This is a genomic window from Rhizobium phaseoli (assembly GCF_001664385.1).
Lineage (GTDB): Bacteria > Pseudomonadota > Alphaproteobacteria > Rhizobiales > Rhizobiaceae > Rhizobium > Rhizobium phaseoli.
In genome coordinates this window covers 241,251-267,409 of the sequence record NZ_CP013536.1, presented here as the reverse complement: position 1 = coordinate 267,409, position 26,159 = coordinate 241,251, and the positions used below count along the sequence as shown (strand labels likewise).

Sequence of the window (26,159 nt, the reverse complement as noted above, 5' to 3'; positions counted from 1 at the left end):
ATATCCCCGCTCACCGCGCCTTCGCCAGCCGGCCGCGATCGAACAGGCCGCGGGTCAACCGGTCGAGCAGAAGAGCGACGGCAACGATCGCCAGACCTGCTCTGAGGCCGAGCCCCATTTCCATGCGTGTGAGGCCGCGCGTCACTTCCGCGCCGAGACCACCTGCGCCGACGAGGCCGGCGAGCACGACCATCGCAAGCGACAGCAGGATGCACTGGTTGAGCCCGACCAGCAGCGTCTGCTTGGCAAGCGGCATCTCGATCTTCCACAGGATCGAGCGCGGCGGCGCGCCGATGGCGCTGCCGAGCTCGATGAACACCTTCGGCACCTGGTTGAAGGCAAGCGTCGTCAGACGCAGCATCGGCGGAATGCCATAGACGATGGTGGCGATGATCGCCGGCACGCGTCCGAGGCTGAAGATCATCACCGCCGGAATGAGATAGACCCATGGCGGCACGGTCTGCATCACGTCGAGGACTGGGCGAACCGCCGCCTCCAAGGTCTTATAGCGCGAGCAGAGCACGCCGATCGGAAAGGCGATGAGAACGGAGATCACGACGGCGACGGTGACCAGAGAAAGCGTCTGCATCGACGCCGTCCACAGGCCGACAAGCAGGCAGAAGCCGAGGCAGAGGCCGGCGAGGATGGCGGCGCGCAGGCTGACGACAAAGAATGCCGCCACGACGACGATCGCGATCAGCGCAAAGGGCGGCACGAAGAGAAGTGCGGCCTCGATGGCGGACAGCACCGTTTCGACCACATAGCTGATGGCAGCAAACAGCGGATGAAGGTTGGTGTTGAGCCAATCGACGGCCGGGGCCAGGAAAGCGCCGGGCGAAAACTGCAAATCCGAAAGATTCATGACTTCCTCCCCGTTCCCAAGCGAGCGGCGCTCTGCGTTATTCGGTCAATCACCATGGTCAATACCACGATGGCGATCGCCGCATTGATAGAAGTCGCGATATCGAGCGTCCTGATCGCGCCGTAGATCGTCTCTCCGAGCCCGCCCGAACCGACGATGCCGGCGATGACGACCATGCCGAAGGCCATCATCAGGCTCTGGTTGATGCCCGCCATGATGCTGGGCAGAGCAAAGGGAAGACGGATCTTGAAAAACATCTTTGCCGGTGTCATCCCCAGCGCCTCCCCAAGTTCGATGAACTCCTTGGGGGTCATGCGGATACCGAGCGAGGTCAGGCGGACCGCCGGCGGCACGGCGACGATCACGGTCGCGATCAACGCCGTCGCCGGTCCGTAGCCGAGCAGGGCGATCGCCGGCAGCAGGTAGATGTATGGCGGAAGCGTCTGGATGAGATCGAGACCCGGCTCCATGAAGCGATCAAGAGCGGTGAAAAAGCCCGCCGCGATACCGATCGGAATGCCGATCGCCAGGGCGATCACGGTGGCAGTAAGGACCAGTGCCAGGGTGCTCATCGTCTCCGGCCAGAGCCCCATCGAAAAACAAAGCGCCAGCGCGACGCCGCTGAGCGCCGCGAACCAGACATTGACCAGCCGCCAGCCGATCAGCGCCACGGCGATCGCAATCACATAGAACGGCGGAAGCTCGAGGAGCCAGAGGATCCCGTCATAGAGGCCCTCGAGCACCTGCCTGATATAGTCGAAGAGAAATTCGCCGTTGTCGCTCACCCATTCGAGCGCGGAGTCCGTCCATTCGTCGAACAGATCGGTGAAGACTGAAGTATCCATGTCGATCAGCTCCGGTTGGGGTCACGCCGCCGTCAGATCGTGGGCGGAAGTTCCCTTGACGCCCATCAGCAGGCTGCGCGGCGTGACGACGCCGACGACCTGATCCTTGTCGACGACGGCGATGGCGTCGCGGTCCGACTGCATCGTCAAGGAGATAAGCTCGTCGATATCGGCGTCCGGCGTCGTCCGCGCCAGCGAAGCGATGTCGGAATTCGGCGCATTCTGCTGGAATTCGGCGACGCTGCGCATGACTGAATGCGCCTTGATCAGATGCAGACGGGATATGCCGGCGACGAATTCGGCGACATAGGCATCGGCCGGGTTGAGGATAATCTCCTCGGCCGTACCGGTCTGAATGATGACGCCGTCCTTCATGATCGCAATGCGGTCGCCGATGCGGATCGCCTCGTCGAGATCATGGGTGATGAAAACGGCGGACTTGCCAAGCGCCTTGGTCAGTTGGCGGAACTCGTCCTGAAGCTGGCGGCGGATCAGCGGGTCGAGCGCACTGAACGGCTCGTCCATGAGAATGATTTCGGGGTCGGAAGCGAGCGCGCGCGCAAGTCCGACGCGTTGCTGCATGCCTCCGGAAAGCTCGCTGGGATACCGGCTCAGCCAGTCGGCGAGGCCGACCTTCTCCAGCGCGGCAGCGGCGGCCTTGTTGCGCTCCAGCTTGGCGATTCCCTGAACCTCGAGGCCGAAGGCCGCATTTTCCAGAACCGTCCGGTGCGGCAACAAAGCGACGCTTTGAAACACCATGCCGATATTCTTGGCGCGCATCTGTCTCAGATCGACCGGCGACAGGCTGGCGAGATCACGCCCCTTGACCATGACCTTGCCGGAACTCGGCGTGATCAGCTTGTTGAGAAGGCGGATGAGCGTCGATTTTCCGCTTCCCGACAATCCCATGATGCAGAAGATTTCGCCGCGCCGCACCTGGATGCTCGCATCGGAGACGCCCACGACGCAGTTGAATTCCTTCAGAACCTCTGTCTTGCCGAGGCCGCGCTCCTTGATCGACTTCATCGCCGCAGCGGACTTGCCCCCAAAGACTTTCCAGAGGGATTGGCAGTCGATCAGGACATCATTGGCATCGATATTGGCGGTTTTCATAGCGATCCCCTTTGAGCCAATGGCGCTGGCTTGTTTCTTAGGTTTCAGGGTGGCCGCCCGAGGGTTCGAACGGCCACGCGGCATTCACTTCTTCTTGATGTTTTCCCAGCGCTTGATCAGGTCGGCATGGGCGCCGATCCAGTCCTGCACGGCCTGGTCCATCGTCTTGCCGTCCTTGACTGCACCGTTGATGGTGGTGATGTCGGCGATCGGCACGTAGACGCTGGCCATGACTTCGCGAGCATGCGGGTACTCTTCGGAGAAGCCCTTATGGCCGATCCAGTAGTAGCTCTGCGGCGGCGGGAAGACGCCCTTCGGATCCTTGAGGTACTTGATCTCGTACTTCTGGACCATCCATGACGGCTCCCAGATCGTCACCGCAATCCACTCCTGGCGGTCGTAGGCGGACTTCAGCGCTGCCGTCATCGCAGCCGTGCTGCCTTCGACGAGCTGGAGCTTGAGGCCGTATTCCTTGACCGCATTCGACGTGTCGCGCATCAGGCCGGCGCCCGGCTCGATACCGATGATCTTGCCGCCGAACTTGTCGGCGTTTTCATTGAGCTGTTCGAGCGAGTCGATCGGAACATATTTCGGAACGGCCACGCCCTGATAGAGACCGTGCGAAACCGGAGAAATCTTCTCGAGGCGGTTCTTGTTCTTGTCCCAATAGTCCTGAGCGACGTAGTCGGTCTGCGAGGTCAGGGCCTGGATGTCGCCCTTGGCGAGAGCGGCATAGGCAATGCCCCATTCGGAAAATTCGGTGACCTTCACGGTATAGCCGGCGTCTTCCAGAACTTTCTTGGTGATGCCGGTGATCGGCGTCAGGTCTTCCCACGCCATCGTGCCCAGAGTGATCGTCTTTTCCTCCGCGCGGGCAGGCAGGATGCTCATCCCGATCACCGCAGCGGCGCAGAGAGCCTTCCACAAAGTCTTCATTGTTGTTACTCCTGGTTTTAGTTCCCATTCTCATCGAAGCCTGCGGGCGGCAGTCTTCCTATTGCGTGAGCCGAGGGTTCATCCCTCGCGGCCCGCACGCAATTCCTGAAAGCGGATCACCGAGTTGATGCCGAGCCATGCTATGGGCTCGGGAGGCAATCTCGTCGGTTCCGGCTGATTTTTGAATTTGTCGAGCTCCGGGCTGGCCACTCCTGTCGCAAGATCTGCCGCCATCATCCCGGCAAGCGTGCTCTTGACGGTGCCGAGACCGTTTTCGCAGCAGGCGGAAAAAAGTCCTTCCTCGACCTCGCCGAACGCCGGCACATGGTTTCGGCTGAGGCAGAGTGCACCCGCCCAGCTGTATTCCATCGGAACGCGCTCCAGCCCGGGGAAACGGGCATCGAACGACCGACGCTGTTCGGCGGCGATGCCGGCGACCCGCTTCTCCGACACTTTGAGGCTCGGGTCGTAGGTGAATCGCGTCCGGACGACGATCCTGGAAAGCCCGTCCTTGGTGATCTTGCGCACCGTGGCGCCCATCGGGTCGGCCGGCAGCAGTGCCCAGCGATCGACGCCGGTGACGTCACCGCCGAACTCGTTCTGCGAAAAGGCCGACGTCATCGACGCATAGGTGAAGATATGCATCAGCCGGCCCCGGAAGTGGCCGAAACTCTGAATATGGCCGTTTACCCCCAGAATGACCTTGGACGCAGACACCGAACCGCGGGCCGTCTTTGCCCTCCAGGTCCGGCCCTCACGGGCAAGCTCCAGGACTGGCGAGTGCTCGTGGATGATCACCTTGGAGGAAATCCCGCGCGCCAGGCCGCGAATATAGTCGGCCGGCTGGATCATCACCGCGCCCGGCGTATAGAGACCGCCGAGATAGTAACGCGAGCCGGTCATGTCTAGCATCTGAGCGGCATCGAGAACACGATGATCCTCGCCGATCTTTTCGAGCGACTTCCGGTAATTGTCGTTCAGTCCCATCCCCCGCTCGGAGGCCGCGGCATTCACCTTGCCCGCCGGATCGAAGGTCTCGCGCGACATGCCATATTCGGCTGCAGCATCGGCCGCAAAGGAAATCGCCAGACGGTTCTGACGGATCTCGTCCTTCGTCGCCGCCTCGTCCGCGACCGAATACTCGCCCGAGGACAGGTTGTGCGGCACGTCGATCATGAAGCCGGAATTGCGCCCGGCCGGCCCCTTGGCAAGTTCACGCGCATCCAGGACGACGATCTTGTCTTCAGGGAGCGATTGCGAGAGACGACGTGCTGCCGACAGGCCGGCAAACCCGCCGCCGATGATCAGCCAGTCGGCCGTAATGTCGTGCTCAAGCGCCGTGACGGGAAAGGTGCGTTCGCTGGTCGCCTCCCATCCCGAAACGCCGGTGTCGGTCGGCAGGTGCTTGATCACATGGCGGCTCATCGGATCGTCTCGTCGACCGACCGTTCGGATATGTCGATCCAGATGGTCTTGAGTTCGCAATAGTTGTCGTGAGCGAAGACCGACTTGTCGCGGCCGCCGAAGCCGGACTCCTTGTAGCCGCCGAACGGCGTGGTGGCGTCGCCTTCGCCGAAGCAGTTGACCGTGATCAGGCCGGCGCGGATATCGCGGGTCAGCCGGATCGCATTGCGCAGGCTGCCGGTATAGACGGATGCCGTCAGGCCGTAATTGGTGTCGTTGGCCAGAGCGGTCGCCTCGGCGAGCGTGTTGAACGTCGTGACCGACAGGATCGGCCCGAAGATCTCTTCCTGGAACAGGCGGCTCGCCGGCGTCACGCCCTCGACCAGCGTCGGCTCGATGAAGATGCCGTTATAGGTTTCGCCGCCCTGGGTGACCGAGAGCTTTTCCGTCTTGGCATCGTCGAGGAAGGATTTCACCTTCTCGAAGTGGGACTTGCTGACCAGCGCGCCGATGCGGTTTTCCGGATCGAGCGGATCGCCCGTCTTCCATTCGCGCATATAGGCGCCGATGCGCTTCATCAGCTCGTCCTTGACCTTGGCATGGACGATGAGGCGCGACGTGGCCGAGCAATTCTCGCCCATGTTCCAGAAGGCGCCGTTGACGACCTGCTCGGCGACGAGATCCAGGTCCTCGGCATCGTCGAGAACGACGGCGGGGTTCTTGCCGCCGCATTCGAGCACGACCTTCTTGAGGTTGGAATCCGCCGCGTAACGCAGGAAGCGTCGGCCGGTCGGCGTCGAGCCGGTGAAGGCGACCATATCGACATCCATATGCAGGCCGATCGGCTCGCCGACTTCGCGGCCGGAACCGGTGACGACGTTGAAGACGCCGGCCGGAATGCCTGCCTCAAGGGCGAGCTCGGCGACGCGCAGCGTGGTGAAGGTGGTTTCCTGTGCCGGCTTGACGATGACCGAGCAGCCGGCGGCAAGCGCCGGGCCGATCTTCCAGGCGAGCATCAGCAGCGGGAAATTCCACGGCAGCACGCATCCGACAACGCCGATCGGCTCGCGCACGATCATCGTCAGCGCGTTGGCGCCGACAGGCGCGGTGTTGTCGTAGAGCTTGTCGATCAGCTCGGCATGCCAGCGCAGCGTATGAATGGTATCGGGAACGTCGACGGTCTGGCATTCGCGGATCGGCTTGCCGCTATCGAGGCTTTCCATGACGGCGAGTTCATGCCGGTTGCGCTCCAGGAGCTTGGCAAGCTTCAGCAGCACTTCCTTGCGTTCGCCCGGCGAGCGGAGCCGCCAGCGCCCGTCTTCGAACGCCTGCCTCGCCTTCTCGACGGCAAAATCGACGTCGCTGGAATCGCAAGCGGCGATTTCGGCCAGGGCCTCGCCGGTGGCGGGGTTGGTCGAGGTGAAGGTCTTGCCGGAATTTGCCGGACGGAATGCACCATCGATGAAGGCATTCGTCGGAAGTTGAAGACCGGCGGCAATCGCCTTGTATTCGGCGGCGGTCAAAGGTTCATGCATGGTTGGCTCCCGACGTGATCTGGCCGATCGTGCGCTTCAACGTGGAAACGACGGTCTCAAGGGTTCTTTTCTCTTCGGAGTTCAGTCCGCGCAGCGGCGCCCGCACCGGACCGGCTTTGAGGCCGATGATCTCGCATCCGTGCTTGATCGACTGGACGAATTTCCCGCACTCGAGGAAGTCCATCAGCGGCAGCATCGCGCTCATGATCGCCCGGCCCTTGTCGAAATTCTTCTCGAGGACGCAGGCCTCATAGAGGGCGACATGCTCGCGCGGCAGGAAATTGGAGCCGGCGCAGACCCAGCTCTTCGCACCCCAGGCGAAGAATTCGAGCGCCTGGTCGTCCCAGCCGCAGGACAGCGCAATGTGCGGAAATTTCCGGGCGAGCCGGTGAAGATTGCCCATGTCGCCGGAGCTTTCCTTGATGGCGACGACGTTCTTCGACTTGCCGACGCGGGAGAAATACTCCTCGCCCATCACCACACCCATACGGGCGGGATAGTTGTAGAGCATGATCGGCAGGTTGGCGGCGCGATCGACCGTCAGGGCATGGACCGCGTTCTCGCGTTCGGTCGGCAGCGCATAGGGCGGTGACGACACCAGGATCGCATCCGCGCCGATTTCCTTTGCAGCCTTGGCATATTCGACCGAATCCTCGGTGCGCGTGGCGCCGGTGCCGATGATGAGCGGCAGCCGCGTGCCGATGACCTCCTTGGCATAGGCCCCGAGCTCGAAACGCTCCTGGCTGCTCTGAGCGTAGTATTCGCCGGTCGAGCCGCCGACGATGATGCCGTGGACGCCCGCTTCGATCAGCGACTCGAGCACGGCTGCAAATCCGGCCCGGTCGATCTGACCATCTCGATCGAGCGGCGTTACCGCCGGCGTGTAGATCCCCTCAAACTTCACGATGACTTCTCCAATATTTGCGTGGCTGGACCGCCGACGAAGGCGTCCGCCTTGAGGCCTTGCGGTGCGATGAACATCTCCATGTTCTCGCGAGACAATTCCCAGTGTTCAAAAACGAGATCGACGACGGCATCCTCGTCGTGAGCGCCGAGCGCTGCGATAAAGCCGTCATGATGGTCGACGGCCAGTTGGAGCCGCCGCCTCATGTCCTCGTTTTTCGGCCGGAAAAACGTGTGACCGATGCGCGCGTGGTCGATGAGCAGCCGGCCGAGGCTCGGCTGCATGTAGACGTTGCCCGACATCTCGCCGAAGATTTCGTGAAAGCGGTTGTTCTCCAGCACCATCGCCAGAGCGTCCGTCTTCTCGCTGGCGGCGCGAAACCGCTCCTGCGTCTGCTTCAGCTCGACAAGCTGTGCGGGCTTGAAGTTCTGCACGGCGAGACGGCCGACCGCCGCATAGATCATCGGCGCGACGAGAAAGAAATTGCGAAGCGTCGAGTGGTTCATCGGGATGACCCGCGCACCCCTGTTTTCGCGGATATCGATATAACCCTCGCCGGCAAGACGGCGGAATATGTCCCGCACCGGCGTCCGGGAGAGCCCATACCGCTCGCTCAAACTGGCCTCGTCCAGATCGGCGTCCGGATCGAGTTCCATCGTCAGAATCTGGCGTTTCAGATCTTCGTAGAGATTGCTCTTGGGTGTCTTCGCCATCGTCGATCTCCGGCCATTCGTTGCTCTACTGCCAGGAAGATGGCACGCCTTTCGGCAGGTGTCAACAATTGTGTACTCTGCGTACACAATTCGTATTCGAGAAAAACACAATTTTTTCGGCGCCGCGACAGTCGCGACGATCGAACACGAAGCCATGCGCGAACGGGCCCGCGGCGCTCGACGCATCGCGCAGTCATTTTCAAGCTGATTGTCGGTGGCAAAGTTCGGGAAAGTCGACGTCGAGGCGGGTATCGGAAGCCTGCGGACAAAGCTGCGCAGGGGCATCAGAAACGTCTAACGGCTGATGCCCGGCTTGATCGGGGAGCGCCGGCGTCAGCGCTCCCCGAAAAATTCAGGCGGCGAGCACGCCGCTCTTCTTGGCAGTCCAGGTGGCGATGTAGTCCATCAGGCCGGGGTTGAGGCAATCATAGGGCTCGAGACCCGATGCCTTCAGCTGCGCCCGGACGGCGTCCATTTTGGCGGGATCGAAGCCGCTTTCGATAATTGACGACACGAACGCCGCGAAAGTGGGCTTTGCCCAGCCGCTTTCCTGGAAGCGCTCCGGATGGATGAAGGACAGCCCCTGGAAGGGATGTTCGCGCTCGACCGGCCCATACATATGCACGCCGCATTCCTTGCAGGCGTGCCGCTGGATCAAGGCCGCCGAGTCAACGACGGCGAGTTTGTCGCCGTTCTCCAGGACTTCGACGCTCTCGGTCGGAGCGACCGCCACCACCGAAAAGACTGCTCCCTCGGGCTTCCAGCACTTGGTACAGCCGCAGGCGTGATTGTGAGCGATATCGCCCTTGATCCTGACCTTGACGGGATTGCTCGTGCATTTGCACACCAGCGTCCCGCCTGCGAAAGCAGCGTCAGTCGCTCGAAAGCCTGAATCCACTGCCGGATGAATGGCTATGCTGCTCATTGCTTCTCTCCTTCCCTCCCTGGCCGTTTGCGTTATGCCCGGCCGAGCTCTGCAATCATTTCCCAAGCCTCTGCGCGTGCCAGCGCAGATGGTCTTCCATGAATGTCGAAATGAAAAAGTAGGAGTGGCCGTAGCCTTCCTGCATGCGAAGCTTGAGGGGAATGCCCGCCGCCTCGCAGGCCTGCCGAAGCTCGTCGGGACGCAACCCGTCCTCCAGAAAACTGTCCGCCGTTCCCTGGTCGACGAAGAACTCCGAGAACCGATGCCCATCTTCGATCAGCGAGCAGGCGTCATAGGCCCGCCAGGTCTTTTCGTCGGCGCCGAGATATTTCCGCAAGGCCGGTTTCGACCAGCCGGACACCGAGGGGTGGCTGATCGGCGCGAAGGCCGAGCAGCTCCGGAAGCCGTCGGGGTTCTTGAGCGCAATGGTGATCGCCCCATGTCCGCCCATCGAATGACCGAAGATTCCCTGGCGATCCATATCGGCGGGAAATTCGGCGGCAAGCAGGCGCGGCAGCTCGTCGGTGACGTAGCTGTACATGCGATAATTGGCCGAAAACGGCGGCTCGGTGGCATCGACGTAAAACCCGGCGCCCTTGCCGAATTGCCAATTGTCGGGCTCGTCAGGAACGTGATCGCCGCGGGGGCTGGTATCCGGGCAAACGATGATCAGTCCGAGCTCGGCGGCAAGCCGCCGATACTCGCCCTTGTCCATGACATTGGCATGCGTGCAGGTCAGGCCGGACAGGTACCAGAGGACCGGGCAATTGCCCTTGGCCGCCTGCGGCGGTACATACACGGCAAAGGTCATGTCGCAGTCGCAGGCTTCGGAGCGGCTGACGTAGACGCCCTGAGTGCCGCCGTAAGACTTGTCGATCGAGATGGTTTTCATGGCTCAGTAGACCACCACGCCACGGATGCTCTCACCCTTGTGCATCATGTCGAAGCCCTTGTTGATGTCGTCGAGCGGCATCGTGTGGGTGATCATCGGGTCGATCTGGATCTTGCCCTGCATGTACCAGTCGACGATCTTCGGAACATCGGTGCGGCCGCGCGCGCCGCCGAAGGCGGTGCCCATCCAGTTGCGGCCGGTCACCAGCTGGAACGGCCGGGTGGAGATCTCCTGGCCGGCGCCGGCCACGCCGATGATGACTGACTTGCCCCAGCCGCGGTGGGAGGCTTCCAGCGCCTGGCGCATCACCTTGGTGTTGCCGGTGCAGTCGAAGGTGTAGTCGGCGCCGCCGATCAGGTCGCCATTGCGCTTGGTCATGTTGACGAGATAGGGCACGATGTCGTCGCCGACCTCCTTCGGATTGACGAAATGCGTCATGCCGAATTTCTCGCCCCATTCCTTGCGGTCAGGATTGATGTCGACGCCGATGATCATGTCGGCGCCGGCAAGCCGCAGGCCCTGCAGCACGTTGAGGCCGATGCCGCCGAGACCGAAGACGATCGCCGTCGAACCGATCTCGACCTTGGCGGTGTTGATCACAGCGCCGATGCCGGTCGTGACACCGCAGCCGATGTAGCAGATCTTGTCGAAGGGAGCGTCGGGATTGACCTTGGCGAGCGCAATCTCCGGCAGCACGGTGTAATTGGCGAAGGTCGAGCAGCCCATATAGTGATGGATCTTGTCCTTGCCGATCGAAAAGCGCGAGGTCCCGTCAGGCATCACGCCCTGGCCCTGGGTCGAACGGATGGCGGTGCAGAGATTGGTCTTGCGGGAAAGGCAGGAATAACATTCGCGGCATTCCGGCGTGTAGAGCGGGATGACGTGGTCGCCCTTCTTGACCGAGGTCACACCCGGGCCGACGTCGACGACGATGCCGGCACCCTCATGGCCGAGAATGGCAGGAAACAGGCCTTCCGGATCGGCGCCGGAGAGCGTGAAATCGTCGGTATGGCAGATGCCGGTCGCCTTGACCTCGACCAGCACCTCGCCGGCCTTCGGTCCCTCCAGCTGCACGGTCATCACTTCGAGCGGTTTTCCGGCCTGAACGGCTACGGCGGCGCGAACGTCCATTTGATAATCCCTCCTGTTAATTCAATTTCGATTGTTAGATATGAAGAGATACGACCGGGAGATCGAAACGATCTGCCTCGGCCTCACCGCAATGTCATCCCGGCTCGACCTGGCACCACACCGCGAGAAGCGGCTGCGCCGTGCATCTTATCGCGAAGGATTGCCCGGCATCATTGGCGAAGACCGTTCCGGTCGCGGCAGAAAACCACTGGGAATCACCAAGGCAGATTTCTCCCGGCGAAAGCAGAATGAACGCGCGTGGTTGCGTCTGAACATGATCGGGGAAGCGGGTATAGCGATCCATATAGATCACGCCGACCCGGAGATCGGCGCGCTCCTCCATGCCGCCAGGACCGACCAGAACGGCGTGGGAGTGCGTATTGCCGAAGTTCAGGCTGGCAAACGGGCCAGTGCGGCCGCGTCTCCAGAGCAGTCTGTCGGCGAGGCTCTTGAACTGGCTGGCGATCGCCTCGTATTTCCGTCCGGATCTTGCCAAATGACTGATGGCGTCATTCAATCCGTCGGGCACACCGGGAAGAGGGCCTCCTTCCGGGTGCACCTTGCCGGTCTTGAGCAGCCTCTGAAGGACTTTGCCGGCAACGAAACTGGCAACGGCGGGAGCGTCGGCCGACAGCATCAGCCCACCGATATCGTTGAGGAACTCCTGCAGCGGCCGGGGACGCCTTTCCCGGCCGATGTCATGCAGTCTTATGTAGGCCGGCTTTTCCTCATCGTTCAGGAGAAGGTCGGCACCGGGCCTGATGGGACGTCCCGCCATGCGCGCCACGTTCGGTCTCCCCCTTACAGCGCCTTTTGCAATTCCGGCAGGGCGTCGAAGAGATCGGCGACGAGGCCGTAGTCGGCGACCTGGAAGATCGGCGCCTCCTCGTCCTTGTTGATGGCGACGATCACCTTCGAATCCTTCATGCCGGCCAGATGCTGGATGGCGCCGGAGATGCCGGCGGCGATATAGAGATCGGGCGCCACCACCTTGCCGGTCTGGCCGACCTGCCAGTCGTTCGGGGCATAACCGGCATCGACGGCCGCCCGGCTGGCGCCGACGGCAGCCCCAAGCTTGTCGGCAACCGGCAGGATGACCTCCTTGAACTTTTCCGCCGAACCGAGCGCCCGGCCGCCGGAGATGATGATCTTGGCCGAGGTCAGTTCCGGACGGTCGGAGGCCGACAGCGCATCGGCGACGAAGCGCGACAGACCCGGATCGGAGACCGCTGCGATCGCCTCGACCGTTGCCGAGCCGCCTGTCGGTGCCGAAGCAAACGAGGCGGTGCGCACGGTGATCACCTTTTTCGCATCGCTTGCCTGCACCGTCTGGATGGCATTGCCGGCATAGATCGGCCGCCTGAAGGTGTCGGCGCTGACGACCTCGATGATCTCCGAGATCTGGGCGACATCGAGCAGGGCGGCGACGCGCGGCAGCACGGTCTTGCCGACGGAGGTGGCGGCCGAGACGATCGTGTCGTAGGAACCGGCGAGCGAGACGATCAGGTCGGCGAGCGGCTCGGCCAGATTGTTGGCAAGTGCATCGCTTTCGGCGAGCAGCACCTTGGCCACACCGGCAAGCTTGGCGGCCTGATCGGCCGCCGCCCTGGCGGCCTTGCCGGCGACGAGGATGTGCACGTCGGCGCCGATCTGCGAGGCTGCCGTCAGCGCCTTGGCGGTCTGGTCGGAGAGGTGATGGCCGTCATGGTCGGCCAGAAGAAGAATGGTCATGATAATTGCTCCTGTTCTTGCCCGATTACAGCACGCCGGCTTCGTTCTTCAGCCTGTCGACCAGTTCGGCGACCGACTTGACCTTGACGCCGGCCTTGCGGCCGGACGGCTCCTCGGTCTTCAACACCTTCAGCCGCGGCGTCGTCGAGACGCCGAAATCGGCGGGGCTCTTCTTGTCGAGCGGCTTCTTCTTCGCCTTCATGATATTCGGCAGCGAGGCATAACGCGGCTCGTTCAGACGAAGATCGGTGGTGACGACCGCCGGCAGCTTGATCTCGATCGTCTGCAGACCGCCGTCGACCTCGCGGGTGACGGTCGCGCTTCCCTCACCGATCTCGATCTTCGAGGCGAAGGTCGCCTGGGCGCTGCCCAGCAGCGCCGCCAGCATCTGGCCGGTCTGATTGGAATCGTCGTCGATCGCCTGCTTGCCGACGATGATCAGCCCCGGCTGTTCGGCATCGGCGACCGCCTTGAGGATCTTGGCGACAGCGAGCGGCTCGACTTGATCGTCGGTCTCGACCAGGATCGCCCGGTCGGCACCCATGGCGAGCGCCGTGCGCAGCGTCTCCTCGGCCTTGGCCGGACCGATCGACACCACCACCACTTCCTCGGCCTTGCCGGCTTCCTTCAGCCGCAGCGCCTCTTCCACCGAGATCTCGTCGAACGGGTTCATCGACATCTTCACATTGGCAAGCTCGACACCCGTGCCATCCGGCTTCACCCGGATCTTCACGTTGTAGTCGACAACCCGTTTGACAGGCACGAGAATCTTCATTTGCAATCCCCTTTGTTCTTCCGAATGCTGATCCCTACAGCGCCGGACGTCCTTTCAGACGCGCACAGGACGCTGCAAGGTTTAAACCTGCTCATCGCGCTACTCGTGCGGTCGATCGGCAAGCAACGCCCAGAAGGCGAAGAGCGGCGTATCGACCGACCTCATGGCATGTTTGATCCCTGGGACATTATAGAACGATCCGCCGATGCCGGGCGAAAACCAGTTCCCCTCCCCCTGCTTGAACTCCCCCTCGGAAAGCACGAGATAGACCTCCTCCGGCGCATGATCATGATCGGGATAGCGCACATGCGGCGCCATCAGCGTCACACCGAGCCACAGGTCGCTCCGCTCCTCCAGTCCGCCGGGGCCTATGATCATCGCATTGGCATGCCCATCGGCAAAATTGTCGCTCGCCGAGTGGTCATACTTGGTACGCCGACGCCATTCAAGCATTGGCTCGATGCCTTTGAACGCCTCGACCAATCGCCCCAGCGAGGGATCATAGGAGGTATCAATCGCGAGCGCCACATCAAGGTAATCGCAGACCGGCAACCGGCTTCCGTCGCCGGCACGTGCGGTTCCCGGCTGCGCCAGCTTTGCGACAAACTGCCGTACCGAGTGTCGGGCCTCCGGGGCTGTCGCAAATGCCTGGAAAGCCTGAGACGCTGTGTCCAAGAAAATCTGCAGGCTCCCCCCGCGTAAACTCATGCCATCCCCTCCCTAGAACAGGACGATTTTAGGCCTGCCAGCCGGTGGCCTCTGCTGCAATCATATATCCTTCGCGATGCGCAGGCCGTCATAGACGGCGGCATGCGTGTTGCGCGCAGCGACAGCGTCGCCGATCCGGAACAGCTGGAATTTGCCCTCGGGATTGCGAACGACCGACTGCGGTGCACCAGCCAGAAGCTGGTCATGCGACATCTCGCCGAGGTTGCTCGAATTGGGCTTCAGCTCGAAATAGAGCTCATCGAGCGGAATGGTCCCGTGATTGACGACGATCTGGTCGTAGCTGCTCTGCTTGGCAATCCCGCCGTAATCGCTGCCGACATGGGCAACAAGCTGATTGCCGCTCTTCTCGACCGCTTCCAGGCGATAGGTGACGGTGAAGGTCACGTCATGCTTCTGAAGGGAGCGCATATAGGGCACAAGGTTCATCGCCATGACCTCAGGCGCGAAGGACCGGTCGGGCGTCATGATCTCGACCTTGGCGCCCGCCTTGGCGAGAAATTCCGCCGCCTGAAGGCCGGCATGGTCGCCGGCATCATCGAAAATCAGCACGTTGCTGCCAGGCTTCACGTCGCCGGAGATGATGTCCCATGAGGAGACCACCAGCTCGTTGCCCGTCGAAAGCACCTCGGTATGCGGCAGGCCGCCGGTCGCGATAATGACGACATCGGGTTTTTCGGCTTCGATCGTGTCGGCTTCCGCCCAGCTGTTGAAGTGGAAGGTCACGTCGTATTTTTCGCACTGGCTCATACGCCAGTCGATGATGCTGATCATCTCCCTGCGGCGTTCGCTCTGGGCGGTGAGGCGGATCTGGCCGCCGGGATTGTTCGCCGCTTCGAAAACGACCACCTTGTGGCCGCGTTCCCCGGCAACCCGCGCCGCCTCGAGACCGGCCGGACCGGCGCCGACGATAACGACCTTCTTCTTCACATCGGCCTTATCAAGGATATGCGGCATGGTCAGTTCGCGGCCGGTGGCGGCATTGTGGATGCAATAGGCGGCGCCGCCCTGATAGATGCGGTCTAGACAGTAGTTGGCGCCGACGCAGGGGCGGATATCCTCTTCCCGTTTCTCGATGATCTTGCGGACAATATGCGGGTCGGTCATGTGGGCGCGGGTCATGCCGACCATATCGACCTTGCCGGCCGCAATCGCGTGGCGCGCGGTTGCGACGTCGGGGATCTTCGCCGCATGGAAGGTCGGAAATTGGGTGGCGGCGCGGATTTCGCCGGCGAAATCGAGATGCGGCGAATTCGCCATGCCCTGGATTGGGATTACATCGGTCAGGCCCGCGTCGGTGTCGATATGGCCGCGGATCACATTCAGGTAATCGATGAGGCCGCTTTCCTTCAGGCGCTTGGAGAATTCGAGGCCTTCGGCCTTGCCCGTGCCGCCGGGAAGACATTCGTCGGCCGTATAGCGCAGGCCGAGAATGAACTCGTCGCCTACCCTTTTCCGGATCGCCTTGAACACGTCGAAACAGAAGCGCAGACGATTGTCGAGCGAACCGCCATAGGGGCCATCGAGCTCATTGGTGAGCGGAGACACGAACTGGTCGATCAGGTGGCCGTAGGCCTCGAGCTCGACACCGTCCATGCCGCCCGCCTTCATGCGCTCGGCCGCATCGGCGAAATCCTTGATGATGCGCTCGATATCCCAGTCTTCCATCTTCTTCGGGAAGGCGCGGTGCGAAGCCTCGCGATGATGCGACGGCGCCACAACCGGCAGCCAGTCGCCCTTGTCCCAGCGCGTGCGCCGGCCGAGATGGGTGAGCTGGATCATGATCGCCGCCCCCTCCCCGTGCACCGCATCGGTCATTTCCCTGATCCACGGGACGATCTCGTCCTTATAGGCGAGCAGGTTGTTGAAGACCGGCGGGCTGTCCTTGGAGACGGCCGCCGAACCCGCCGTCATCGTCAGGGCCACGCCGCCCTTTGCCCGCTCCACCGTATAGGCGCGATACTTTCCCTTCGGCATACCGTCCTCCGGATAGGCCGGTTCGTGCGAGGTCACGATGATACGGTTGCGCAGCTTCAGATGCTTGAGCTGGTAAGGCTGAAGGAGAGGATCATTCGACATGGACCGTGGTTCCGGATTAAAAACGACAAAGGAACGCTATGCGCAATGTACATATGTGTCAACGAAGAAAACAGACGGGTCGTTATTTTCGACACATATGTACATTTTTCTTGTGCGCCGTGTCGTAATTTGATAGGAGTTAATTCATGGATCAGGCTTTGAACGACACTGGCTGGCGCGGATCGCAGGAGGGATGGCTCGAAGCAGCCTACCATTCCCTGCTCGAGTCGGGCGTTGACTCGGTGAAAATTCTGCCCTTGGCGAAGAAGCTCAACCTCTCCAGGACGAGCTTCTACTGGTTCTTCAAGGATCGAGAGGAACTGTTGAGCGCATTGGTGGCGCGGTGGCGCGACAAAAACACTGGCAACATCATCAAGCAGTCCGAGGCTTACGCGGAATCGCTGGCCGAGGCGATGCTCAACGTATTCGATTGCTGGCTCAACACCGATCTCTTCGACGCGAAATTCGAGTTCGCCATCCGCAGCTGGGCGCTGCAGTCGGACGAGCTTTTGGCCGAAGTTCAGCACGCCGACCAGATCCGACTGGAGGCGCTGAAGCGCATGTTCATGCGGTTCGGGTTACCAGAAACGACATCGGATGTCAGAGCGCGAACAACATACCTCGTGCAGATCGGCTACATCTCCATGCAGTCGAGGGAGGATATCGCCGTCCGCATGAAACGGATTCCGGAGTATATTGCGATCTACACGGGCGAAGTGCCGCAGCAGAGAGAGCTTGATCGCTTCTTCTCTCGGCACGGCTATAGGCCCAGTTAGAGGAAGGCCGGCGATGAGCGTTTCCTTGAGAATCGGCATAATCGGTGGTGGCGGCTGGCTGGGCGGGGCAATCGCCGGCTCGCTCATTGATGCCGGCGTGGTCGATTCTCGAAATCTTTGCCTCTCCTATCGCAGCACACAGCCGCGCCGCTTCCCGAACTCCTCCTGGACGTCTGACAACCAGGCGCTTGCCGATCGCTCTGACGTGATCATTCTCTCGGTGCGCCCCGGTGACTGGCATGGCCTGACGGTCGACGCCGACGGCAAGCTCGTCATCTCGGTCATGGCGGGCGTCCGACTGAATGCCCTCTCAGAACGCCACAACACCGGTCGCGTCGTCCGCGCGCTGCCGAATGCTGCCGCCGAAGTGGCCAGATCCTATACGCCCTGGATCGGCGCGAGCGGTGTCACCGCAGACGACCGGGCCATTGTCGGCGCCATTTTCGAGGCTTGCGGATCACAGGACGAAGTCGCAAGCGAAGGCGATATCGACTACCTCACCGGCCTTTCCGGGTCCGGCCCGGCATTTCCGGCACTGCTCGCTGCCGCCATGATGAGCGACGCCGTCGCCCATGGCCTTCCGGCCGAGATTGCCCGCCGCGCCGTCAATACGGTGCTGGTCGGCGCCGGCCGCCTGCTGGAACGTCGCGACGGATCTGCCGCCGATACCGTTGCGGCCTTTCTCGACTATCGCGGCACAACGGCGGCAGCCATCCAAGGCATGCGCGCCGCCGGGTTCGACGCTGCGGTGGCAGACGGACTATCGGCAGCATTCAAGAAATCGGTGAGTATGGGAGACGCTTCCTGACAACCGTTGAGGGCGGGTACTGCGGCACCCCGCCCGGCTAGATCAGCCGCTAAATAGAGGGAACGAGAATGAAGAAACTACTCGCATCGACATGTTTGACGTTCGGCCTGCTCGGCGGTGCGTCTTTCGCCAGCGCCGCCGAATGCGGCAGCGTCACCATCGCCAGCATGAACTGGCAGAGCGCCGAAGTTCTCTCCAACCTGGACAAGTTCATCCTGAACGAAGGTTATGGCTGCAGCGCCGACATCACCGTCGGCGACACCGTCCCGACGATCACGTCCATGGCGGAAAAGGGTCAGCCTGATATCGCCCCGGAAGCCTGGATCGACCTGCTGCCTGATGTCGTCAAGAAGGGCACGGAAGAAGGCCGTATCGTGCAGGTCGGCTCACCGCTGCCGGACGGCGGCGTACAGGGCTGGTGGATTCCGAAATATCTCGCCGACGCCCATCCCGACATCAAGACCATCGGCGACGTGCTGAAGCATCCGGAACTCTTCCCTGATCCAGAGGATCCCAAGAAGGGAGCCATCGTCAACGGCCCGCAGGGCTGGGGCGGCACGGTCGTCACCTCGCAGCTCTACAAGGCCTTCGGCGCCGAGAAGGCGGGCTTCACCCTCGTCGACACCGGTTCTGCTGCCGGTCTCGACGGTTCGATCGCCAAGGCCTACGAACGCAAGGAAGGCTGGGTCGGTTACTACTGGGCGCCGACCGCGCTTCTCGGCAAGTATCAGATGGTCAAGCTCGAAGCCGGCGTGCCGGAGGATGCCGCCGAATGGAAGCGCTGCATCACCGTCGCCGACTGCCCCGATCCGAAGCCCGCTTCGTGGCCGGTTGATCACGTCGTGACCCTCGTTGCCAAACCCTTTTCTGAAAAGGTCGGCCCCGAGGTCATGGATTATCTGAAGAAACGCTCCTGGAGCAACGACACGGTCAACAAGCTGATGTCATGGATGACCGACAACCAGGCGACCGGCGAAGACGGTGCCAAGCACTTCCTGGAAGAGAACAAGGACATCTGGACCAAGTGGGTCTCGCCGGAGGCAGCCGCGAAGATCGAAGCTGCTCTCTAAAACAAAAATAGCGGTGCGCGAAAGGCGCACCGCTTCTCACGCGCCGACAAAATCTAAAAGACTGCCACGGCTGTTTGACGAAAGGGGAACCGAGATGGAATGGTTTTACAAATTCCCGCACATGAACGATGACGCGCTTCGCAATCTGAAGAAGGCGATCGATGACGGCTTTCGCGGATTTACCCGCAGCTACGGCGACGGCATCGAAAGCCTGTTCGTGCCGCTGCAGCATTTCCTCATCGCGGCCGAACGTTTCATGACTCAGACGCCATGGCCGATCATCACCGCGATCATCCTGGCCATCGCCTGGTTTGGGAGCCGCAGCCTGAAGGTCGTCGCCGGCTGTCTGGTGACGCTGATGCTGATCGGCTATTTCGACATGTGGGATGACACGATGCGGACGGTCTCGATGATCTTCGTCTGCACGGTTCTTTCCATCGCCATCGGCATCCCGATCGGCATCCTGATGGCCCGCTCCGACCGGCTGCAGCGCATCGTCAACCCCATCCTAGACGTCATGCAGACCATGCCGAGCTTCGTCTACCTCATTCCGGTCGTCATGCTGCTCGGCATCGGCAAGGTGCCCGGCCTGATCGCCGTCGTCATCTACGCCATCCCGCCGATGATCCGCCTGACCGATCTCGGCATCCGCCTCGTCGACAAGGACGTGCTCGAAGCCGCCGACGCCTTCGGCACCTCGCGATCGCAGAAACTGTTCAAGGTGCAGCTGCCGCTGGCGCTGCCCACCATCATGGCCGGCATCAACCAGACGATCATGATGGCGCTCGCCATGGTGGTCATCGCCTCCATGATCGGCGTCCAGGGCCTCGGCCAGCCGGTGCTGAAAGCGATTGCCAACCAGTACTTCACGCTGGGCATTTTCAACGGCCTTGCCATCGTCGGCATTGCCATCATCTTCGACCGGGTCAGCCAGGCATATGGCAAAAGGCTCCAGAAGCATCGGGAGACCGTTCATGGCTGAGCATCATTTCGGCGGCATCAAGATCCGCCACCTCTACAAGATCTTCGGCCCCAACCCGGCCGCCCATGTCGAGGCGGTGCAGAAAGGCCTGACAAAGACCGAGCTCAACCAGAAATACGGCCACGTGCTCGGCCTCAGGGATATCAATATCGAGATCCCCTCCGGCTGCATCCAGGTCGTCATGGGCCTGTCCGGATCGGGCAAGTCGACGCTGATCCGCCACATCAACCGGCTGATCGACCCGACATCCGGCGAAGTGCTGGTCGACGGCGTCGACGTCGTGAAGATGAACGAGACCGAATTGCGGACGTTCCGCCGCCAGCAGACGGCGATGGTGTTCCAGAAGTTTGCGCTGCTGCCGCACCGCAACGTCCTCGACAACACCATCTTCGGCCTCGAAGTGCAGGGTATGGAGCGGGCCAAAGCCAGCGACATCGCCATGCGCTGGCTGGAGCGGGTCGGCCTCAAGGGCTTCGAGCAGCGCTATCCCAACCAGCTTTCCGGCGGCATGCAGCAGCGTGTCGGCCTGGCGCGGGCGCTTGCCAACGATGCGCCGGTGCTTCTGATGGACGAGGCCTATTCGGCGCTCGACCCGTTGATCCGCACCGACATGCAGACGGTGCTTCTCGACATCCAGAAGGAAATCAAGAAGACCATCGTCTTCATCACCCACGATCTCGACGAGGCGCTGCGCCTCGGCGACCAGATCGCCATCCTGCGTGACGGCGAAGTCATCCAGCAGGGCACCAGCCAGGACATCGTGCTGCGCCCGGCCGACGAATACATCGCCAATTTCGTCAAGGAAGTGAACCGGGGACGGGTCGTCCATGTCGAAGCCGTCATGACCCCGCTGCACGCCGGTGCGGCACCGGTCGGACTGGCGATTGCGGCCGGAACGACGGTCGAAGAGGCCGTCCGGATGCTGGCCTCGACGCCGGCCGACGATGCCAGGGTGGTTACACCATCGGGAGAAACCCTGGGGCTCGTCACCTTCCGCCAGCTCGCCGGCGCGATGGTGAATTCGCATGAGGTGGCCGACCGGCGCGACAACACTCTTTCAGTCGCACTCTGAACCTCCGCGCGGCGTCTCTCGGTTTGGTCGGCGACACCGATATCCGGTGCGTAGCCATGCGATGCAACCGGATCGTCTTCGGGGCGCATTTGGGAAACATGGCCAGAGGCGGCGTGCCTGGTGACCAGCACGTCGCCTAGTATGCCGATCGCCTCACCGGGTGCGCCGGGACGATCGTGGTCGAGCCGATGCCGGTTCATCCCGCCGTTGTTCTCACACGCGGAAACTACCGTCCCGGCGACAACAGCGTTAAGGCGACGACCGAATCAAGCAGGTGCGTCGCGATCCAGCAGCTCTACCACGTCGGCGCGCATGGCGATTCCGCAACCAGGCACCTCTGCTTTCTACGAGGCCGGTGAGTCGCATTGGAGCTCTGATGCCTAGTGGCAAAGTCGCCAGAGCAAAGCGCTAGCCTGTACATATTGCGCAGGACCAGTCCAGACTGCGTCGCGAAAAGGCGCTCGACCGACAATATCGACGCGGGACAATTGCTCCATGGCTGCGGAACACTAAAGTAACCGTGACCGGGGCCATGATGGTCTACGGTCTGAAGCCAAACCCCTCCATCGATGACCCCAAATGATGGGAGGGGCTCCATTCATACGCACTCCATCCCGTGCGTATGCAACTGCCTGTCAGCCTGCCGAAGGCTATCTCGAGCGGTCCACTTTAGAACCTTCGGCAGGCGACTTTTGCGCGGGGCATTAGAGCGCGCCGACTGCGCAGGCTGGCTAATCGTTTTATCATCGGATTACCACTAAAAGCAGCAGCGCCAAGGCTTGCCAAGTGCTGCCGGTTCTGTCAGTTCCTGCCGAGCGGCCAGGAAAATCCGACCGATGGGCGTTGTCGATAAACTGTTCAAAAAGCTTCCCTTTTTCCAACACCTGCCAGGGTCGTCCTCGTCGTGAATTCGTTCAGTCGAACTGCTTTCGATGCCTGAAAGCTCGTCCGCCACGCCGCCACTTGGTGCGCTGCCCCCCCATTTTCGCTAATATGCGGCGAGGTCTCGCCCTTCGATCCGTCCATCAGGTCCTGACGAAAGCGCGGAGGAAAAGGCGATGTCAGCAGGTGTGGCCACAAAGAGGGACGTACGTCATCATCATGCAACCAACACCTCCCGCCGTATTCGGTCGGAAGAAATAACGGGAACAGCATGACGGAAAACAGCGCAAAGCCATTCTCCTTCCGATTCCATGGTTCGTCCTTCGACAACATGGTGGAAACCCTCGGTGGTGCATTTGGCGCATTTGATGCCGAGCCCGTCGGTCGCGCCAAGGACTTCCACTGGGGACTGGATTTTTCGGTGGCGGACAGCGCGGTCCTGCTGACCGGCTATCATGAGGCGGAGTTCCAGTTCAACATCGAGCCGACCGGCACCACGGCCGAATATCTGTCGCTGGTCGTCCCCCGCCGCGGCGGCATGGGAGTGACCTATGGAGCGCGCAAGGCCGAGGCCGGGCACGGGAAGTTGCTTCTCTACAACAATTTCGAACCCGACAGCGTTCTCATGCATGGGCAAGGCAACGTCATCGACGAACTGCTGATCAACTGGCCCGTCATCCTCCAGACGATCGGCCAGACTTTCGAAATGCCGTTTAGTGGATCGCTGGACCTGCTGCCGGAGCTGGATCTGTCGACGCCGGTTGGCCGGACGATCGGCAATCTCACCGAAACGATCATATCGGGGATGCGCGACGACGGCCCGTTGCTGGAGTCGCCGATCGCCATGGCGCACATGACACAGGCGCTGGCCGATCTGGTCGTGCGCATGGTGCCGCACCGGTTGTCGCATTTCCTCGAAAAGGGACCGGCCCTGATCGCTCCGCGGCATGTGCGCAGGGCAATCGAGTTCATGCAGGCCAATATCGATCAGCCGATCACCATGCCGAAGGTGGCCGAAGCAGCCGGCGTCTCGAGCAGGGCGCTCGAAACCGGTTTCCGCGCCTTCAAGGGAACGTCTCCCGCCGCCTATCTGCTGATGCTTCGTCTGCGCGCGGCGCGCCAGGACCTGCTCAATCCCGAAAGCAAAGAGACGATGAAGGCCATCTGCCTCAAATGGGGCTTCTTCCATTTCGGCCGCTTTTCCGCGGTCTATAAAACGACCTATGGGGAATACCCCTCAGACACGCGGAAACGCGTGAGCCGCCGATAAGCCGGGCCGCATCGCCGTCATCGCGAAATCACTGCACAATTTTGTGCGACAAGCCTCAGGGCCTGGCCAATCTGTAAAACACTCGCATCGTCCTCGGATCCCGCTTGACGATCTCAAGCTTATCTTCATGCTCTGCGAGCGCGTCGAGTTCCCGCAGGACAAGCGCATGCGCGATTCCCAGCCTGCGTGCAAAGGAGCGGCTGTCACATGCGATGTTGAGGTCCGCGGCGACGAGCAGACCGGCCTGGATCGCGGTCAGCCTGGCATCCCTATCTTGTGCCGTAGCGACAAGGGCGAGAAATCGGTCGGCGTCGGACGTCTCTTCGCTCACGCGGCATTTCGCCGACGGAAGGAAACCATGATTGATTTCGAGGTCGGCGTGTCGCTTTCCTCGCCGGCGCTGCCAAGCGGCACGAGCACGTTCAGCTCGGGATAATAGCCGGCGATGCTGCCCCGCGGAATGTCATAGGGGACAAATCGGAAATCCCGCGCGACGCGCTCGATGCCGTCATCGTGCTCGCCAACGACATCGACGCGGTCGCCGGCCTTGGCGTTGATCGCCTTCAGATCTTCCGGATGAATGAAGATGACCTGCCGCTCTCCGTAGACGCCGCGGTAGCGGTCATCGAGGCCGTAGACCGTGGTATTGTACTGATCGTGCGAGCGGAATGTCTGCAGGGCGAAGCGGCCCTCGCCTTTTCGCGCACGCTGGTGCACCGTCTGCTCGGGAAGCGCCTGGCAGGAGAATGACGCTTTGCCGGTGGGCGTCTGCCACTTGCGATGGGCGGCGGCATTGCGCAGATGGAAACCGCGCGGCTTGCGCAGGCGCTTATTATAATCCTCGAAGCCGGGAATGGTCGCCTCGATATGATCGCGGATGCGATCGTAATCCTCGGCAAGTTCCGCCCAGTCGACCACGGCAGAGCCGACCGTCGCTTGTGCAATGCCGGCAATGATGGCGACTTCCGAAAGGAGAAGCGGTGAGGCCGGACGATTGATGCCGGCGGAACCATGCACCATGCTCATCGAATCCTCGACGCTCACGAGCTGGGAATTGCCGGTCGCGTTGAGGTCCATCTCGGTCCGTCCGAGACACGGCAGGATAAAGGCCGTTTCGCCCGGCATCAGATGCGAATGGTTCGGCTTGGTCGCGATATGCACCGTCAGTTTCAGCCGCCGAAGCGCTTTTTCGACGAGGGCACTGTCGGGTGTGGCGCGGGCGAAGTTGCCGCCAAGCCCGATGAAGGCCGCCGCCGAGCCGTCGAGCATCGCGCCGATCGCGGCAAGCACATTATGGCCGTGCTGGCGGGGGACCGTGAAGCGGAAATGCGTCTCCAGCGCATCGAGGAAATCCTCCGAGGGCTTTTCGTCGATACCGACAGTTCGGTCGCCCTGCACATTGGAATGGCCGCGCACCGGGCAGAGGCCAGCACCCGGCCTGCCGATATTGCCGCGTAGGAACATGAAATTGGCGATCTCGCGGATCGTCGCCACGGAATGCAGATGCTGGGTCACACCCATCGCCCAGGTGCAGATCACCCTTTCGGCCTTGATATAGACATCGGCCGCCCGTTCAATCTCCTCTCGGCTAAGCCCCGACTGGTCCTCGATCTCGGCCCAGCTCGTCGCCTCGACCGACGCTTTGTATTCGGCAAAACCGGCGCAGTGCTCGGCGAGAAAGGAATGATCGAGGACAGACGGCAGGCCGGCTGCGGCCGCCACCTCTTCCGCGGCCAGCACAGCCTTCGCCATGCCCCTGATCGCGGCCATATCGCCGCCAAGCTGCGGCTGCAGATAATGGCTGGCAATATCGGTCGAGCCGCGGCGCAGCATTTCGATCTTGTCCTGCGGATCGGAAAAGCGCTCCAGGCCGCGCTCGCGGATCGGATTGAAGACAACGATGCGCGCGCCGCGAAGCGCTGCCCGCCGCAGGTCGCCGAGCATTCGCGGATGATTGGTGCCCGGATTCTGGCCGATCACGAAAATCGCGTCGGCCTCTTCGAAATCCTCCAGCAGCACCGTGCCCTTGCCGACGCCGACCGCCTGGCGCATGGCGATGCCGCTCGCCTCGTGGCACATGTTGGAGCAATCGGGAAAGTTATTGGTGCCGTAGACGCGCACGAACAACTGGTAGAGGAAGGCAGCCTCGTTGCTGGCCCGGCCGGACGTATAGAATTCCGCGCGATCAGGATTAGCGAGGCCCTTGAGGATGCTGCCGATTTCGGCAAAGGCAACCTCCCAGGCCACCGGCAGGTAGCGGTCGCTTGTTGCATCATAGCGCATGGGATGGGTAAGGCGCCCGTTGAGCTCAAGCTCGTAATCCGAAAGCTGGCGAAGCTCCGAAACCGTTCTTTTCGCGAAAAACGCCGGCGTTGCCCGTTTTTCCGTCGCTTCCCACGCGACGGCTTTAACCCCGTTCTCACAGAACTCGAACGACGATCCGTGTTCCGGATCGCCCCATGCGCAGCCCGGGCAATCGAACCCATCCGGCTGGTTCGCCTTCAGCATCGTTCGCGCCCCGGAGATCGGCATTCCACTTTGCAGCAATTGCTTGCCGCAACTCTTCAAAGCGCCCCAGCCTCCGGCTGCCGCCGATTTCTTCCCAATGAATTTTGTGCCCATGCGCCCGTGTATTGTCGAAGCCGGGCAAACATCAAGGCCATTCAAGCGATGGTCTGATAAAAAAATCCTATTAAAGGCCGCAGTCTCGGGAAGGGACCCAGGTGTC

The 26,159-nt window shown here is 61.7% G+C and carries 24 protein-coding genes and 1 pseudogene; 7 read left to right on the top strand and 18 right to left on the bottom strand.

Annotated features, from left to right (window positions below; genetic code table 11):
- Positions 1–10: 10 nt before the first annotated feature.
- The 16 genes from AMC88_RS28470 to AMC88_RS28395 form a co-directional block, all read right to left on the bottom strand.
- Complete coding sequence (locus tag AMC88_RS28470) at positions 11–862, bottom strand: ABC transporter permease (RefSeq protein ID WP_037145610.1); 852 nt, start codon at positions 860–862, stop codon at positions 11–13.
- Positions 859–1,707 (bottom strand): ABC transporter permease, encoded by an 849-nt coding sequence (locus tag AMC88_RS28465; protein WP_064830153.1) that lies wholly within the window; start codon positions 1,705–1,707, stop codon positions 859–861. Before AMC88_RS28465 ends, AMC88_RS28470 begins: the two co-directional genes overlap by 4 nt.
- Positions 1,708–1,728: 21 nt before the next feature.
- Positions 1,729–2,820 carry a quaternary amine ABC transporter ATP-binding protein gene (locus AMC88_RS28460; protein WP_037146254.1) on the bottom strand — a complete coding sequence of 364 codons (1,092 nt, stop codon included), beginning with the start codon at positions 2,818–2,820 and terminating at the stop codon, positions 1,729–1,731.
- 84 nt (positions 2,821–2,904) lie between these two features.
- Positions 2,905–3,756: a glycine betaine ABC transporter substrate-binding protein gene (locus AMC88_RS28455; RefSeq protein ID WP_064830152.1), complete on the bottom strand. Its 852-nt coding sequence runs from the start codon at positions 3,754–3,756 to the stop codon at positions 2,905–2,907.
- 78 nt (positions 3,757–3,834) lie between these two features.
- Entirely contained in the window at positions 3,835–5,181 is a 1,347-nt protein-coding gene (locus AMC88_RS28450; protein ID WP_064830151.1) for an NAD(P)/FAD-dependent oxidoreductase, read from the bottom strand.
- On the bottom strand, positions 5,178–6,695 hold the full coding sequence (locus AMC88_RS28445) for an aldehyde dehydrogenase (RefSeq protein ID WP_064830150.1): 1,518 nt from the start codon (positions 6,693–6,695) through the stop codon (positions 5,178–5,180). The genes AMC88_RS28450 and AMC88_RS28445 overlap by 4 nt, the downstream gene beginning before the upstream one ends.
- Positions 6,688–7,599, bottom strand: a complete 912-nt coding sequence (locus tag AMC88_RS28440; protein WP_012490069.1) for a dihydrodipicolinate synthase family protein — start codon at positions 7,597–7,599, stop codon at positions 6,688–6,690. The genes AMC88_RS28445 and AMC88_RS28440 overlap by 8 nt, the downstream gene beginning before the upstream one ends.
- Complete coding sequence (locus tag AMC88_RS28435; RefSeq protein WP_016735914.1) at positions 7,596–8,312, bottom strand: GntR family transcriptional regulator; 717 nt, start codon at positions 8,310–8,312, stop codon at positions 7,596–7,598. Before AMC88_RS28435 ends, AMC88_RS28440 begins: the two co-directional genes overlap by 4 nt.
- Before the next feature lie 352 nt (positions 8,313–8,664).
- Positions 8,665–9,237, bottom strand: a complete 573-nt coding sequence (gfa, locus tag AMC88_RS28430) for an S-(hydroxymethyl)glutathione synthase (RefSeq protein WP_016735915.1) — start codon at positions 9,235–9,237, stop codon at positions 8,665–8,667.
- Positions 9,238–9,292: 55 nt separating this feature from the next.
- On the bottom strand, positions 9,293–10,129 hold the full coding sequence (fghA, locus tag AMC88_RS28425) for an S-formylglutathione hydrolase (protein ID WP_064830149.1): 837 nt from the start codon (positions 10,127–10,129) through the stop codon (positions 9,293–9,295).
- A 3-nt stretch (positions 10,130–10,132) separates the two neighbouring features.
- Entirely contained in the window at positions 10,133–11,260 is a 1,128-nt protein-coding gene (locus AMC88_RS28420) for an S-(hydroxymethyl)glutathione dehydrogenase/class III alcohol dehydrogenase (protein WP_046977150.1), read from the bottom strand.
- A 94-nt stretch (positions 11,261–11,354) separates the two neighbouring features.
- On the bottom strand, positions 11,355–12,047 hold the full coding sequence (locus AMC88_RS28415) for a dimethylsulfonioproprionate lyase family protein (protein WP_064824029.1): 693 nt from the start codon (positions 12,045–12,047) through the stop codon (positions 11,355–11,357).
- 14 nt (positions 12,048–12,061) lie between these two features.
- Positions 12,062–12,991, bottom strand: a complete 930-nt coding sequence (locus tag AMC88_RS28410) for an electron transfer flavoprotein subunit alpha/FixB family protein (RefSeq protein WP_064830148.1) — start codon at positions 12,989–12,991, stop codon at positions 12,062–12,064.
- Between the two features lie 25 nt (positions 12,992–13,016).
- Complete coding sequence (locus tag AMC88_RS28405; protein WP_064824031.1) at positions 13,017–13,766, bottom strand: electron transfer flavoprotein subunit beta/FixA family protein; 750 nt, start codon at positions 13,764–13,766, stop codon at positions 13,017–13,019.
- Between the two features lie 99 nt (positions 13,767–13,865).
- Positions 13,866–14,474, bottom strand: coding sequence for a dimethylsulfoniopropionate lyase (locus AMC88_RS28400; RefSeq protein WP_064830147.1), 609 nt, complete (start codon positions 14,472–14,474; stop codon positions 13,866–13,868).
- 60 nt (positions 14,475–14,534) lie between these two features.
- Positions 14,535–16,571: an NADH:flavin oxidoreductase gene (locus tag AMC88_RS28395; RefSeq protein ID WP_064824033.1), complete on the bottom strand. Its 2,037-nt coding sequence runs from the start codon at positions 16,569–16,571 to the stop codon at positions 14,535–14,537.
- A gap of 146 nt (positions 16,572–16,717) precedes the next feature.
- Between AMC88_RS28395 and AMC88_RS28390 the strand changes: the two genes are divergently transcribed.
- From AMC88_RS28390 to AMC88_RS28365, 7 genes and pseudogenes are all read left to right on the top strand, one after another.
- A complete protein-coding gene (locus tag AMC88_RS28390) occupies positions 16,718–17,347 on the top strand; it encodes a TetR/AcrR family transcriptional regulator (RefSeq protein WP_004671993.1) in 630 nt (209 codons plus the stop codon).
- A 13-nt stretch (positions 17,348–17,360) separates the two neighbouring features.
- Complete coding sequence (locus tag AMC88_RS28385) at positions 17,361–18,155, top strand: pyrroline-5-carboxylate reductase family protein (RefSeq protein WP_037114205.1); 795 nt, start codon at positions 17,361–17,363, stop codon at positions 18,153–18,155.
- Positions 18,156–18,223: 68 nt separating this feature from the next.
- Positions 18,224–19,225 (top strand): ABC transporter substrate-binding protein, encoded by a 1,002-nt coding sequence (locus tag AMC88_RS28380; RefSeq protein ID WP_004671995.1) that lies wholly within the window; start codon positions 18,224–18,226, stop codon positions 19,223–19,225.
- 94 nt (positions 19,226–19,319) lie between these two features.
- Complete coding sequence (locus AMC88_RS28375; RefSeq protein WP_012490081.1) at positions 19,320–20,207, top strand: ABC transporter permease; 888 nt, start codon at positions 19,320–19,322, stop codon at positions 20,205–20,207.
- Entirely contained in the window at positions 20,200–21,279 is a 1,080-nt protein-coding gene (locus AMC88_RS28370) for a quaternary amine ABC transporter ATP-binding protein (protein ID WP_064824034.1), read from the top strand. Before AMC88_RS28375 ends, AMC88_RS28370 begins: the two co-directional genes overlap by 8 nt.
- A 56-nt stretch (positions 21,280–21,335) precedes the next feature.
- Positions 21,336–21,602 (top strand): annotated as a pseudogene (locus tag AMC88_RS34345) (hypothetical protein); the annotation flags it as partial.
- Between the two features lie 830 nt (positions 21,603–22,432).
- On the top strand, positions 22,433–23,431 hold the full coding sequence (locus AMC88_RS28365) for an AraC family transcriptional regulator (RefSeq protein ID WP_012490085.1): 999 nt from the start codon (positions 22,433–22,435) through the stop codon (positions 23,429–23,431).
- Between the two features lie 55 nt (positions 23,432–23,486).
- On the opposite strand, the gene AMC88_RS28360 is transcribed toward AMC88_RS28365, so the two are convergent.
- Both AMC88_RS28360 and AMC88_RS28355 read right to left on the bottom strand, forming a co-directional pair.
- The gene (locus tag AMC88_RS28360; protein ID WP_064830146.1) at positions 23,487–23,762 is read right to left on the bottom strand and encodes a hypothetical protein; all 276 of its coding nucleotides are present in this window, start codon (positions 23,760–23,762) and stop codon (positions 23,487–23,489) included.
- Positions 23,759–26,053 (bottom strand): FdhF/YdeP family oxidoreductase, encoded by a 2,295-nt coding sequence (locus AMC88_RS28355; protein WP_037114213.1) that lies wholly within the window; start codon positions 26,051–26,053, stop codon positions 23,759–23,761. The genes AMC88_RS28360 and AMC88_RS28355 overlap by 4 nt, the downstream gene beginning before the upstream one ends.
- Positions 26,054–26,159: the final 106 nt, after the last annotated feature.

Bases quoted from the DNA above. Each gene is read 5' to 3' on its own strand.
- AMC88_RS28470 (WP_037145610.1), bottom strand. From the start codon at position 862: ATGAATCTTTCGGATTTGCAGTTTTCGCCCGGCGCTTTCCTGGCCCCG.
- AMC88_RS28465 (WP_064830153.1), bottom strand. From the start codon at position 1,707: ATGGATACTTCAGTCTTCACCGATCTGTTCGACGAATGGACGGACTCC.
- AMC88_RS28460 (WP_037146254.1), bottom strand. From the start codon at position 2,820: ATGAAAACCGCCAATATCGATGCCAATGATGTCCTGATCGACTGCCAA.
- AMC88_RS28455 (WP_064830152.1), bottom strand. From the start codon at position 3,756: ATGAAGACTTTGTGGAAGGCTCTCTGCGCCGCTGCGGTGATCGGGATG.
- AMC88_RS28450 (WP_064830151.1), bottom strand. From the start codon at position 5,181: ATGAGCCGCCATGTGATCAAGCACCTGCCGACCGACACCGGCGTTTCG.
- AMC88_RS28445 (WP_064830150.1), bottom strand. From the start codon at position 6,695: ATGCATGAACCTTTGACCGCCGCCGAATACAAGGCGATTGCCGCCGGT.
- AMC88_RS28435 (WP_016735914.1), bottom strand. From the start codon at position 8,312: ATGGCGAAGACACCCAAGAGCAATCTCTACGAAGATCTGAAACGCCAG.
- gfa (WP_016735915.1), bottom strand. From the start codon at position 9,237: ATGAGCAGCATAGCCATTCATCCGGCAGTGGATTCAGGCTTTCGAGCG.
- fghA (WP_064830149.1), bottom strand. From the start codon at position 10,129: ATGAAAACCATCTCGATCGACAAGTCTTACGGCGGCACTCAGGGCGTC.
- AMC88_RS28420 (WP_046977150.1), bottom strand. From the start codon at position 11,260: ATGGACGTTCGCGCCGCCGTAGCCGTTCAGGCCGGAAAACCGCTCGAA.
- AMC88_RS28410 (WP_064830148.1), bottom strand. From the start codon at position 12,991: ATGACCATTCTTCTTCTGGCCGACCATGACGGCCATCACCTCTCCGAC.
- AMC88_RS28405 (WP_064824031.1), bottom strand. From the start codon at position 13,766: ATGAAGATTCTCGTGCCTGTCAAACGGGTTGTCGACTACAACGTGAAG.
- AMC88_RS28400 (WP_064830147.1), bottom strand. From the start codon at position 14,474: ATGAGTTTACGCGGGGGGAGCCTGCAGATTTTCTTGGACACAGCGTCT.
- AMC88_RS28395 (WP_064824033.1), bottom strand. From the start codon at position 16,571: ATGTCGAATGATCCTCTCCTTCAGCCTTACCAGCTCAAGCATCTGAAG.
- AMC88_RS28390 (WP_004671993.1), top strand. From the start codon at position 16,718: ATGGATCAGGCTTTGAACGACACTGGCTGGCGCGGATCGCAGGAGGGA.
- AMC88_RS28385 (WP_037114205.1), top strand. From the start codon at position 17,361: ATGAGCGTTTCCTTGAGAATCGGCATAATCGGTGGTGGCGGCTGGCTG.
- AMC88_RS28380 (WP_004671995.1), top strand. From the start codon at position 18,224: ATGAAGAAACTACTCGCATCGACATGTTTGACGTTCGGCCTGCTCGGC.
- AMC88_RS28375 (WP_012490081.1), top strand. From the start codon at position 19,320: ATGGAATGGTTTTACAAATTCCCGCACATGAACGATGACGCGCTTCGC.
- AMC88_RS28370 (WP_064824034.1), top strand. From the start codon at position 20,200: ATGGCTGAGCATCATTTCGGCGGCATCAAGATCCGCCACCTCTACAAG.
- AMC88_RS28365 (WP_012490085.1), top strand. From the start codon at position 22,433: ATGACGGAAAACAGCGCAAAGCCATTCTCCTTCCGATTCCATGGTTCG.
- AMC88_RS28355 (WP_037114213.1), bottom strand. From the start codon at position 26,053: ATGGGCACAAAATTCATTGGGAAGAAATCGGCGGCAGCCGGAGGCTGG.